This window comes from Spongiibacter taiwanensis, assembly GCF_023702635.1.
In the GTDB taxonomy this organism is placed as follows: Bacteria; Pseudomonadota; Gammaproteobacteria; order Pseudomonadales; family Spongiibacteraceae; genus Spongiibacter; species Spongiibacter taiwanensis.
The window spans coordinates 2,843,755-2,856,305 of the sequence record NZ_CP098455.1 but is presented as its reverse complement, the minus strand read 5'-3'; the positions used below and the strand labels follow the sequence as shown (position 1 = coordinate 2,856,305).

The 12,551-nt window shown below is 58.2% G+C and carries 10 protein-coding genes; all 10 read right to left on the bottom strand.

Translation table 11 applies throughout. The features are described from left to right. Window positions 1-1,233, bottom strand: coding sequence for an MFS transporter (locus NCG89_RS13000; RefSeq protein WP_251086978.1), 1,233 nt, complete (start codon window positions 1,231-1,233; stop codon window positions 1-3). Between the two features lie 42 nt (window positions 1,234-1,275). Next, complete coding sequence (locus NCG89_RS12995; protein ID WP_251086977.1) at window positions 1,276-2,262, bottom strand: EthD domain-containing protein; 987 nt, start codon at window positions 2,260-2,262, stop codon at window positions 1,276-1,278. A gap of 50 nt (window positions 2,263-2,312) precedes the next feature. After that, window positions 2,313-2,999: a glutathione S-transferase family protein gene (locus NCG89_RS12990; RefSeq protein ID WP_251086976.1), complete on the bottom strand. Its 687-nt coding sequence runs from the start codon at window positions 2,997-2,999 to the stop codon at window positions 2,313-2,315. A gap of 4 nt (window positions 3,000-3,003) precedes the next feature. Then, the gene (locus tag NCG89_RS12985; RefSeq protein WP_251086975.1) at window positions 3,004-4,434 is read right to left on the bottom strand and encodes an FAD-binding oxidoreductase; all 1,431 of its coding nucleotides are present in this window, start codon (window positions 4,432-4,434) and stop codon (window positions 3,004-3,006) included. Window positions 4,435-4,439: 5 nt separating this feature from the next. Continuing rightward, entirely contained in the window at window positions 4,440-4,754 is a 315-nt protein-coding gene (locus NCG89_RS12980) for a Rieske (2Fe-2S) protein (RefSeq protein ID WP_251086974.1), read from the bottom strand. Between the two features lie 33 nt (window positions 4,755-4,787). Then, window positions 4,788-5,987, bottom strand: a complete 1,200-nt coding sequence (locus NCG89_RS12975; protein WP_251086973.1) for a cytochrome P450 — start codon at window positions 5,985-5,987, stop codon at window positions 4,788-4,790. 61 nt (window positions 5,988-6,048) lie between these two features. Next, window positions 6,049-6,465: an ester cyclase gene (locus NCG89_RS12970; RefSeq protein ID WP_251086972.1), complete on the bottom strand. Its 417-nt coding sequence runs from the start codon at window positions 6,463-6,465 to the stop codon at window positions 6,049-6,051. Between the two features lie 118 nt (window positions 6,466-6,583). Continuing rightward, window positions 6,584-7,345, bottom strand: coding sequence for an SDR family oxidoreductase (locus tag NCG89_RS12965; RefSeq protein WP_251086971.1), 762 nt, complete (start codon window positions 7,343-7,345; stop codon window positions 6,584-6,586). 11 nt (window positions 7,346-7,356) lie between these two features. Further along, on the bottom strand, window positions 7,357-8,757 hold the full coding sequence (locus tag NCG89_RS12960; protein ID WP_251086970.1) for an aldehyde dehydrogenase family protein: 1,401 nt from the start codon (window positions 8,755-8,757) through the stop codon (window positions 7,357-7,359). 187 nt (window positions 8,758-8,944) lie between these two features. Next, window positions 8,945-12,457 (bottom strand): indolepyruvate ferredoxin oxidoreductase family protein, encoded by a 3,513-nt coding sequence (locus NCG89_RS12955; protein ID WP_251086969.1) that lies wholly within the window; start codon window positions 12,455-12,457, stop codon window positions 8,945-8,947. Between the last annotated feature and the right edge of the window lie 94 nt (window positions 12,458-12,551).

Below are 12,551 nucleotides of genomic sequence, written 5' to 3'. Positions count from 1 at the left end.
TTAAGGGGTTTGCGGCCGTGCCAGCGATTCTGCCCTACGGGGCCGAGCCGCTGGCAAAGCCAGACAGCAACCTGCGGCTAGCAACATTAGCCCGCCGCTGAGGAGCAATGCGGCATCATAGGAGCCCGCAGCATCCCGCACTCTGCCGACCAGGTAGGGACTGATGCCATAGCCCAGGGCAAACACGCTGTACTGCCAGCCGTAGATCGCGCCGTAATGTCGACGCCCAAAGTAACTCACCGTCAGGTAAGCAAGCAGATCGATCTCAGCGCCCGCCGCCAGGCCAAGCAGCGCGGCCGCCAGATAACCACTGTCGCGCCCATAAAGCGCCAGTAAGGCAATGCCGGCACCCGCCAGCAGCAGCACTGCAACGGACACCAGGATGGCCGGTAGTCGATCCAGGAAGTACCCCACCACAAGCCGCCCGGCGACGCTCGCCACCCCCACCGTCGATGCCATCTTCGCGGCTTGTTGAGTGTCGGCGCCCAAATCGACAAACAATGGGAGTAAGTGCACGACAACACCGGCGATACCGCAGGCCATAGCAAAGGCCATTAGCGACAACAGCCAATAACTGCGTTGGGATCTGGCCTGGGCATGGCTGAGGCCATCGGCTGGGGCGGCCGCAGAGGCATCTGGTGCACTGGTACTGCGAAAACCCCACCACACAAAGGGGGCAACCAGGGCGGCGATGCCTGCCAAGGCCAGATAGGCCTCCCGCCAGCCATAGGCGGTGGCAACCTCGGTTACCAGCCGCGGCACCCAGAATCCAGCAATGCCGGCCCCGGTCAGGGCGACACCCAATGCGATACCCCGGGCCGCAAAAAAACCAGTGGTGATCGGCCGCACCAGAACAATCGGTGTCGAACCTACTCCCACCACCGCGATGACAAAATAGGCAATCCAGAAGTGAATCAGCGAGGTCATGGTTGCAACCATCACCACAATCGCCAGGGCATAGGCCAAGAGGCTCAGCGCACCGATGACCGAGGCGCCATAACGGTCGCACAAGCGGCCAGCAAAGGTGCCAGTGAGGAATACTGCCAGGGTCAAGAAAGTCGCCGCCAGAGAAAGATCGCCCCGCGACCAACCAAACTCGGCCTGCAGCGGCGGAATGAAAGCACCCAGGCTGTAAAACATGGTGGCGGTCATGCCCGCCGTCAAGCCCAAGGCAGCGGCATACATCAACCGTTGTTGCGCGAACAACTCCCCGCGCTGGTCGCGATCAAACATCGCGCGCAACGCAGCCGGGTTGGCGTAGGATGATGCTCAGCATCAGGGGCGCACCCCCGAGCCATACACCGCTTGCAGCACGGCATCGGTAGTCTGATTATCGGCGCCCAATCGTTGAATAACCGCCGTGGCTGGCAGGCCTCGCACCCCCAACAGGGTAATGACACCATCCGCCACCATCGCATAGCGATGGCTCACGCTATAGGCCAATTGCAGGCGCTCAGCACCATCAGCCCCCGGCGTTTTGGCCAACATCGAATGTTGCTTAAGACAGGCAAGGCTGGCCTTCCGGTCGGCAAATTCCAGCTCCAGTGACGCATCCAGCACCTGGCGAGGTTGATGATTAACACCCGGCGCTGGCCAGGCACTGGCATCATAGGGCTGAAACAGATTAAGCCGCAGACGTTGGGGCGCGCACTGCTGCTTTACCGCCTCGGCAGCACGGCGCAGCGCGTGACGATAGTCCGCCTTCGACTCCCCAGGCGCCTTGCCAAGCAGCAAAATCAGGTGGTCTGTGTCGGCCTTCCACGACATCTGTGCAAAGGGTTCAGTGCGGGTCAGTGTTTCGCTTTCACCGGCCACGGCCCCGTACAGATAGGTACTGGAAAACACATTGACCTCGTCGTCTCTGATCAGCTCGGCCTGCGGGCTCGCAGCCAACCCCGCGATATCCTCCGTTGTGCAGAAGGTCACATCGGCAAAGCCGTCGAGCGGTTTGACTGTTCCAGCGTCGGCGGGCTGGCGGGACAGTTCCTCTACCGCCGCGCCGATATGGTATTGGCGATAGGTCCAAAAGCCCGGAATTCGGGTGGCCAGCATGCCGTGGATATCGCGCCAATAGGCCTGAAAGTCAGACTGGGTAACGTCCGCTTTCTTATACAGCAGCGCGACGGTTGCCAGCGGCCCGGCCTCACCCCTGCGACATCCATCAGGCGCGGCCTGCAGCACCGGCGCGCAGTACAGCAGCACTAGGGCGGCGTAAAACTTCAAAACAAGCGGGTTATCGCGTCGACCTGGGAGCCACATCATGGCGTCTCCTGTTCATTGTTATTGTGTGTTTATCCGGCCCAAACTGACGTCTACTTTCGGCCAGACTCGGCGGCCTTTTTCTCCAAGTAAGCCTGCATCGCGCCATCGCGCTGGTTGCAAATCTTGGCAATAAAGTCTGCCGCTAGGGCCTTATCGGCAAAACGTTTCAACAAGGGCGCCTTAGCCAAGAGATCCCAGCCGTATTGGTGCTGGGTCACTCTATTGACCAAGGCCAGACTAAAAAAGCTGTAGTACTCAGCCGCACCACAGGGCGAATCCAATAGCGACGAACACTGGCCCAACAAAATTTCCGAGGCCTGCAAACCCCGTTCAAGCACCGGGCGGACCTCATCCACGTGCACAGCATCATTTTTGCCCGCCCAAAAAACTCCTGGAAACAGACGGCGAGACGGCGACTCCAAATACAATTCAACAAACTTGGTCAATTGACGACGGCGGGCGCGCTCCAAAGCCGTGCCCGGCAACAAATCCTTGCCGGCAAAGCATTCATCGAGGTACTCAACAATCGCCAAGGTCTCGGAGAGATACTCACCCCGGTGGTAAAGGTACGGGATCTTTCCCATTGGACTGCGGCGCAAAAAATCCGGCGCCATTGAGGCGCCAATATGATGCTCCACCGGGGTAATCCCCTTGTGATACAGGCTTGCGAGCACTGCGTTGTAGCAGTTACTTACAGGCGAACCAAAGATTTCCACTGCATCATCTGCCGGGGTCAAGGGGTCACTCCTCAAGATCAATGACTTTGCCGGGATTCAAAATGCCATTGGGATCAAGACTGCGCTTGAGCAATTGCATCAGCCGCAATTCATTGTCGCCCCGTGACAGTGACAGAAAGTCCTTCTTCTCCAGGCCGATACCGTGCTCGGCAGAAATACTGCCGCCAATATGCTGCAGCGGTTGATACACGCACTCCTCCACCGCCCGGCGGGCACCCGGCTCGCTGCTGCCGCAGCCAGCAGCAATATGCAGGTTGCCATCACCCACATGACCGAGAAAACACAGCTGCCCCTCTGGCCAGAATTTTTTAAAATTCTCGGCAACGGTTTGCATATAAGGCGCCATATCGCCGATGGGCATACTGACATCAAAGGCCTGGAAGGGCTGCATTTCCTTGACCACGTGCTCCAGGTTTTCCCGGATCTGCCAGATGGCCTCACGCTCAGCACCCGACTTGGCGATAACAGCGTCGGCAATCAGCCCCGCCTCCGCAGCGTCAACCAGCACCTGTTCGAATTGGGCCGCATCAATGCTGTCATCAAAGCCCAGGGATTCGGTGATGACATAGTAGGGATAGTCACCGCTGATCGGCGCACGCTGCCGCCCGGGCTGGGTATTGATGCGGTAAAAGGTATTATCCAGCACTTCAAAGGCGCTGAGCTTGCCGCCCAGGCGACTGTCGATAAAACGCAGAAACTTGGCGACGCTGGCAAAATCATTGAGCGCTAATAGCGCCGCGTTATCGCTGCGGGGCCGCTCATACAACCTCAGCACCAACCGGGTAATCACCCCAAGGGTGCCTTCGCTGCCCATAAACAGCTGTTTGATGTCATACCCGGAGTTGTTCTTCAGCATCTTGTTCATTGAGCTGATAACACTGCCGTCGGCCATCACCGCCTCAAGCCCCAGCACCAGTGACCGCATCATCCCGTAACGAATCACCCGAATACCACCGGCGTTGGTGGCGGCGTTACCGCCAACCTGACATGAACCTCGGCCACCCAGGTCCAGCGGAAATATCAGATCGTGAGGCTCAAGCTGCTCTTGCAGCGTCTGTAAAATCACCCCCGATTGAACGGTAACCGTGCGATTGACCGTATCGACTTCCTCGATGGCATGCAGACGCTCCATCGAAAGAATTAAATCTCCGGGACGCGTCTGGGTGGCGCGCACCCAGCCGGACATTCCCCCCTGAGTCACCACCGGCTGTTGACGCGCATTGCACAGACGCAAAACCTGAGAGACCTCCTCCGTGGTACTGGGCCGCACCAACAATCGGCTTTCCACCCGCTCCATGAAGTAGCCGGGATAGCGACTGCTTACCGCTTCACCTTCCAGCACCCCCGTATCGCCAACAATGTCCCTTAAGCTCGCAACAAATTGCTGATAATTGCTTTTCTGCGCGGCTAATTCGACCTGATCACTCTGACTCATCTGATTTACTCCACAGTGATCGTCACCGCGCCACCATCAACATGCACAGCGTAGGTCTTTTGGCTCAGTGAAGGGTCCATCAGGCATTCACCACTGCTCAGGTCGTATTCCCAACCGTGCCAGGGACAGGTGATGACCTTCTCGTCCTCAATGACTTCGCCCCTGCACAGAGGGCCACCCGCGTGCCCGCACACACCGTCTACGGCATAGAATTCACCGCCAATATTCACCAGCGCAATCACCAGATCACCGTGCTGCACCTTGTGGATTTTGCCGGGCGCCAGGTCATCGATTTTCCCAGCGTCAATCATCTCTGCCATTTGCTTTCTCCTTATCTTGTCTGCCGCCGCACCTCACGCCAATTCGTAGCGAACCGGCAAGGTGATCGGGCCGCGGGCAAAGTAGGAATCAATCCAGCGAACCTCTTCAGGTTGCTGCAGAGGTTCCAACACTTTAAAGCGGTCAAACAGTTTGTTCACGGCAATGGCGGCCTCGAACTTACTCAGAAAACTGCCCATGCAGAAATGCGGGCCCTGGCCAAAGGTGCAGTAGCCGCGCACGTCGCGCTTAAGATCAAAGACGGTGGGGTCGGGGAATTTTTCCGGATCCCGGTTGGCACTACCCAGCAAGGTCATCACCATGGTGTTTTCCGGAATGGTGACACCATTGAGCACCACTTCGCGGGTGGTATGACGAAACAGGCTTTGTACCGGTGGCTGCCAGCGCAGCTGCTCCTCCAACAACTGGGGCACCAGCGAGCGGTCGGCCCGGGCGGCAGCGAAGGCTTCGGGGTGATCGTGATAACCGGCCAGCAGGCCGCCCAAAAGATTGGTGGTGGTTTCGGTGCCACCGATCAACAGCAGTATCGCCAGGTTGATCACTTCGATTTTACTCAGGCGCTCGCCATTCACCTCCGCCTGAATGAAGGAACTGATCATATCGTCACCGGGGTTCTCTGTGCGCTCGTCCACCAGCTTGCTGAAGTAGGCCCGCAAGCTATCCGAGGCATGTTTTATCTCGGCCAGGCGGGCGTCGTCGTAAATCGCTCTGTTTGACGCGGCCAACAGATTATCAACCCAGTGTTTGAAATCCAGGCGCAGGGATTTATCAATGCCCAGCATTTCGGCGATCACACTCACCGGAAAAAGGGCTGCAAAATCCCAGGCCATATCAAAGGTGTTATCTTTTGAAACAGAAATGGCGTGATCTACCAGGTCGTCTGATATCTGCTGAATTTTTATTTCCAGCTTCTTCAATTCCCGGGGCAAAAAGGCCTTTTGAGCCAGCGTCCGGGTGCGCAGATGGTCCGGCGGATCGAGGGAAATCATCGGCTGAACTTCCGGCGCCGGGTCGTATTCACCAAGTAAAATGGGCCAGAATTTAGACGACGAATAATTATCCGAGTCCGTCAAGACCGTCATGATGTCGTCGTAGGCCGCCACACAAAAACCCTGCATGGACTCGGACCAAACCACAGGCTGCTTGGCCCTGAGCTCGTCGTAAAAGGGGTAGGGGTTCTGCTGAAAATCAGCATTCATTGGATCAAACTGCATGATGACACCTCAGCGGCACAGCCCCACACACACGCCTGCCGCTTTTAAAAATGAATGGTTTTTATACTTTTACAATGTCCAGCTGCCGGAAAATTCTGAGCAGGTCGCAGATGCTCTCCTCCCGGGTAATTTTGCCGTCGGCGTTCCACTCCATCAGGGTCATGCCCCGGGTCTCGGTCTCCTTGCCCTTGGCGGGCAAGCCGAGAAAATCACCGGCGTGTTTGCTTTTCCAGGTCCACTGGAAGCAGCCGCGGCGTTCGTCGCCGGCATAATCAAACACGTCAAAGTAGTCGTACTTAACATCCGGATTGCTGTTATCAAAAATGGCATGAAAATTTTTCAGGGCTTCCAGGTCGTTCTGAATTTCGATCTGCATGTTAATGTCGATGAAATAGAACTCTGGCGAATACAGGCTGATTAACTCTTCACCTTTGCGGTCAAACAGCTTGATCCAGTATTGAACCCAATCTTTATTCATTGTGTTGTTCCCGTTACTTATTGTTAGTGGCGTAATGTCAGTCTACTAATGGGGGGCGCCGTCGTTGAAGGGCAGGGACGGCCAGACTGAGGCGATCCCGGCCAAAGCTTTCAGCCTGTCACTTCAGCAGCACGCCGCCGTCCAGGGCGATAATCTGACCACAGACAAAGGCACCTGCTCGACCACAGAGCGCGATGCACATCCCGCCCATATCCTCCGCCGTCCCCAGGCGCCCCCGGGGAGTGCCGGCCACAATGGCATCCTTCAAGCCCTCCTGGGCAGAGAAGAAACCATCGGTCATTTCACTGGGGAAAAATCCCGGCGCAATCGCATTGACGGTGATGTGTCGGGCGCTGAGGTCGCTGGCCAGGGTGCGGGTCAGCTGGTGCAGCGCTGCCTTGCTGGCGCCGTAGGCATAGGCCATGTTGCTGCCGCCCATAATGCCCGCAATCGAACCAATATTAATCACCCGGGCAGGATCATCGGCGCTTCCCGCGGACAACAGCATCGGCAATAATTTTTGCACCAGAAAGAAGGGTGTCTTGGTGTTGAGCGCGAGCACGGTGTCCCACTCACCTGCCTCCATATCCTCCACCGGCGCGGCGGAAAAATAACCGGCGTTATTCACCAGAATATGGAGTTGCTTCTCCTTCTTCTGCAGTTCCGCAACAAGGGCATCAATACCCGCCTCACTGGCCAAGTCACAGGGGATGGCCAGGGGATGATCGGATTCCCCTGCCGAGCGAGAGGCGATATACACCCGCGCACCGGCCTGGGTTAAGGCCTCGGCGATCATTTTACCGATGCCTTTGTGACCACCGGTCACCAATGCGACCTTGCCATCCAGGCTGTATAAACCGTCTAAAAATGCATTTGCCACAGCGCTACCTCTTATTTTTTGATATTCATTACGCGCAGGTTGCAGTATTCCAGCAAGCCTTCCCGACCGGCTTCGACCCCAAGCCCCGAGCCTTTACTGGTGGGGAAGGGTATGGCCGGATCGATGGCGCAATGTTGATTCACCCACACGGTGCCCGCCTGCAGTCGCTCGGCGACAGCCCGCGCCTGTTCAGCATCCGCCGACCACACCGATCCGCCCAGCCCCAGAGGCGAGGCATTGGCCCGGGCGACCGCGTCATCAATGTCCCGGTACTTGATAATCGGCAAAATCGGACCAAAGGGTTCTTCGTCAACCAGGCGGTGTCCGTCGCTAAGGTCACGCACCAAGGTCGGCGTAATGAAATAGCCCTTACCCTCGGGAATCTCACCACCGCAAATGATCGTGCCGGTCTCCCGGGCCTCCTCGAGGAAGCCTTTGACTTTGTCATACTGGGCCGCATTCTGGATCGGGCCGAACATGACATCCGGGTCCATGCCATTACCCATCACCGCCTGCGACAAGCCAGCGGCGAGGACGTCGCATATCTCGTCGTAACGGGATTCATGCACGTAAAGCCGCTTGATCACCGCGCAGATCTGGGCGCTATTGAAAAAGGCGCCAAAGATCACATCCCCGGCGATGGCGGCGATATCAACATCCGGCAGCAGTATGGCCGCGTCATTGCCACTGAGCTCCAGTGTCACTTTCTTCAAATTGGCGGCGGCGGATTGCAGAATTTTCATGCCGGTAGCCGTCGAGCCGGTAAAGGCCACCTTGGCAATATCGGGGTGGTTGACCAGGGCTGCGCCGAGATCATTGCGATCCGCAATAATATTCACCACCCCCGGCGGAAAAATCTTGGCCAACAGTTCACCAAACTTGAGGGTGGACAACGGCGAGGTCGGTGCCGGTTTGAGTACCACGCAATTTCCCGCCAATACCGCAGGTGCCAGCTTGTTAATCGCCAGGTAGAGCGGTGCATTCCAGGGGAGAATGGCGGCCACCACTCCAAGGGGCAGGCGCTGCAGTTCGATGCGCGTGGCCTCGTCGTCGTGGAGCACCTCCGGCGCCAGGCTCTGCTGACTGTAGAAGCTGCAACTCTTCTGCACCAGCTGTAACTCGAAGTGCGCTAGCGGCAGAGGCCGCCCTACTTCCAGGGTCACCAGCTTGGCCAGCTCGGCCTCGTGGGCAACCGCCGCCTCCGCCAGCGCAGACAGACAGGCTGCCCGCTCTTGCAAGGGCGTAGCCGCCCAACCCGGCTGGGCGCGCTTGGCCGCCGCCACAGCGGCATTGAGCAGGGCCTCATCGGCGATGGGACTGGCTGCAATAACGGTTTCGTCAGCTGGATTGATCACGTCTATGTGGCCAGCACCATCCACCAGCTGGCCGTCGATCAACAATTTGTAAGACATATCTTCCTCTCGCCTTGATTATTTTTTCCGCTTGGCAGCCACGCTGCCGAGGACTTGGCTTTCTGAAACTTACCCTAAGCCGTCACTGGGAGCGAAGAGCAAGCCACCCACCGAGGTGGCCATACGTGCCAATAAGTTGCCCCGGCACAGCAAACTGCCTCGCCGTGCCGGGGCCCCTGGGCGGGAATCATGGTGTGTAGTGCGCTACCGCCTCCACCGCAATCAGCTCAGGACGACTGGGGTCCACACCGCCATTGTTAAAGGTTGCCCACAGGCGCTGCTGGTCCTGACGAGCCGCCTTCAAATGACGCTCCTTCACATGGCCGTAACCGCGAATCGCCTCTGGCAGCGACGCAATGGCAACGGCTGAGTCGTAGTTGTCCTCGGAAAGCGCGGCAAGCAGCGCATCCACATCGGCAAAGTAATCCTCGATCAGCTGCCGTTCCAGCTTGCGCTCTTGGGTATAGCCAAAAATATCCAGCGCAGTGCCCCGCAAAAACTTCATTCGGGCCAGCACCCGGAAGGCAGAAAACACCCAGCTGCCATATTCACGCTTTTTCGGCAGGCCACTGTAGCGGTCAGTTTTGGATAGCAGCGGCGGTGCCAGATTAAATTTCAATTTCATGCCGCCCTGAAACGCTTCGTTCAACTGGCGTTGGAAGGCTGGCGCGGCGTACAGCCGAGCCACTTCATACTCATCCTTATAAGCCATCAACTTGGCGGCGTAGCGGGCCACAGCCTTCGACAGCGCCTGGGACTTTGATGGAAAGGCCCCATCGGCCGCAGCAACCTTATCAACCAGCTTCTGGTAACGGCTCGCATATGCCGCATTCTGATAATCCGTCAGCAAGGCAACCCGGTGAGCAACAATATCGCCCAAATTCTCCAGCTTGTCCGCAGCCGGGGTGCTGGCGACGCTGTTGAGCAGGGCTTCGATCTTGCCGGGGGCATGGGCACACAAGCGCCCGAGGTTAAAGGCCTCAAGGTTGAATTTGACCGCCACACCGTTGATTTCGATGGCCCGCTCAATGGCCGCCACCGACAGCGGCAACAGGCCAAGTTGGGCGGCGTAACCCACCAGCATCATATTGGCGGCAATGGAGTCACCCGACAACACCTGGCCCAGACCACTGGCATCCAGTGCGTGAACGGCCTCCTTGCCAACCATCCCGACAAAGCGCGCCAACAGATCCCGGCTGCTGAACTGCATGTCCGGGTTTTTCTGGAAGGCCGCTGTGGGCATAACTTTGGTATTGGCGACAATTTGCGACTTGTGCTGATTGATGGTGAGCTGGGGCTCGGCAGACTGGGCCGCCACCATATCAAAGGCCAACACCAGATCGGCTTCACCGGCGCCCAGACGCTGGGAGCCAATCTTGTCCCGGCTGTGGGCTATGCGCAGATGGCTATAGACCGCGCCATTTTTCTGGGACAAACCGGTCATATCAAACACCGACGATTGCTTGTGCTCCAGGTGGGCCGCCATCGCCAGTACCGCACCTACCGTCACCACACCGGTGCCACCAATACCCGAAATCATTACCCCGTAGCTATTGTGAATTTTCGGTTGCACCGGCTCCGGCAGGTCGGCAAACAAGCCCCCTGACAGCTCGGCCTTTTCGGGCTTGCGCGGCTCCCCGCCCAGCACGGTGACAAAGGAAGGGCAAAAGCCCTTCACGCAGCTGTAATCCTTGTTGCAGGTGGACTGATCCACTGCGCGCTTGCGGCCCAGCTCGGTTTCCAGGGGCACCAGGCTGACACAGTTGGATTGCACCGAACAGTCACCGCAACCCTCGCACACCGCCGGGTTAATGAACATTCGCTTGGCAGGATCCGGAAAGTTGCCACGCTTGCGACGGCGCCGTTTTTCGGCGGCGCAGGTCTGCTCGTAGATCAGCACCGTCAATCCTTCGACCCTGCGCAGACGGTCCTGCACCTCCATCAAGTCATCCCGGTGGTGAACCTTCACCCCCGGCGCCAGACCGCTGTCAAGGCCGTAGAGCTCCGGCCGATCGGTGACTACCACACATTCCCTGGCCCCCTCCGCCAGCACCTGACGACTGATTTCCCCCACCGAGAGGTTGCCCTCAACCGGCTGTCCGCCGGTCATGGCAACGGCATCATTAAAGAGAATTTTGTAGGTGATGTTCTGTCCAGAGGCCGCCGCTGCCCGTATGGCCAGCAAGCCGGAATGGTAGTACGTACCGTCACCCATGTTCTGAAAGATATGCGGCAGTTTGGTGAAGTGGGCCAGACCAATCCACTGACCACCCTCGCCGCCCATATGGGTGTTGGGCATCATGTAGTCGTGGTGATACAAGGCCATGGAATGGCAGCCAATGCCGCCCGCGCTGTAACTGCCGTCGGGTTTTTTGAGGCTAGAGTTGTGGGGGCAACCCGAACAGAAGAACGGCGACCGGGCAATGGGCGCCACCGAGTTTTCGGCGGCATAGGATTGTTCGGCGCGGATCTCCGCCGCCTTGGTTTTGATTGCCTCATCGGCCATTTCGGCGCGCAACAGCCGCTGAAAAATGGCCAGCGCCACATCCGACTGGGTTAACTGGATGTCTTCCGCCAACAGCGGCTGCCCCTGCTCGTCCTGCTTGCCAACAAGCCGCGGCCGGGGCGACTGATTAAACAGGATACTGGCAGCTTGCGGTTCGACAATCGCCCGCTTTTCTTCGACAAACAGCAGCTCCTGTTGCCCCTGAGCAAAGGCGCTCACCCCCTCAGGGTCAAGCGGCCATACGCAGCCGATCTGCAGTACCGAAATACCCAGTGCCGCGGCCCGTTCCCGGTCGATGCCCAGCTTGGTCAGGGCCTGCATGACATCCTGAGTTGCCTTGCCCGCGGTGACAATACCCAGCTTGCGTTGGGGCGCGTCCACCAGCACCCGATTAATGCCATTGGCACGCACAAACTTATGCACCAGTGGCATCCGGTAGCGGGTCACCACCACATCACTGCGCAGCCGGTCGATATGGGTGGAGACAAAGTGCACCCCCTCCTCCGGCAGCTCGCCCTTGTCGGGGTAGATAAAGTCATAGCGGGACAGATCCACGTCGACCGTGGCGGTCAACTCGAGGGTCTCATTGGTCGCCTTAAAGCCGGTATACAGGCCTGAATAGCGCGACATGGCAAAGCCAGCAGCACCAAAGTCCAGGCAGTCCTGCACATTGGCCGGGGCCAGAATCGGGATGCCACAGTGCATGAACGCCCGCTCACTCTGGGCGGCGAGGGTGGAGGATTTTCCGCCGTGATCGTCCCCCGCCACAACCAGCACCCCCCCATTGGGATGGGCGCCGCCGAAGTTGCCGTGCTTCAGTGGGTCGCAGGAGCGATCCACACCGGGTGCCTTGCCATACCAAATGCCAAAAACACCATCGACGGTCACCTCCGGCGTATCGGCCAGCTGCTGCGTTCCCCATACGGCGGTGGCAGCAATGTCCTCGTTAACACCGGGCTCAAAGACAATGTTGTTTTCTTCCAGAAGGCGCTGAACCTGCCACAGGGCCTGATCATAGCCGCCAATCGGCGAGCCGCGATAACCGGAGATATAACCACCGGTATTGAGGCCCCGGGCGCGATCCAGCGCCTTTTGCAGCAAGGGCAGACGCACCAGCGCTTGGGTGCCGGACATCAGCACGGTGGTATTTTCAGCAAGGTATTTATCGTCGAGGGCGACCTGTCGCAGGGCCATGAACTCTCCCAATTTTCATTATTTCCACTGTGCGAAACAGTAGCGGTTTCGCAGTTGAAGGAACATGACGCAGGAGACCGGCACAGAGCCATCT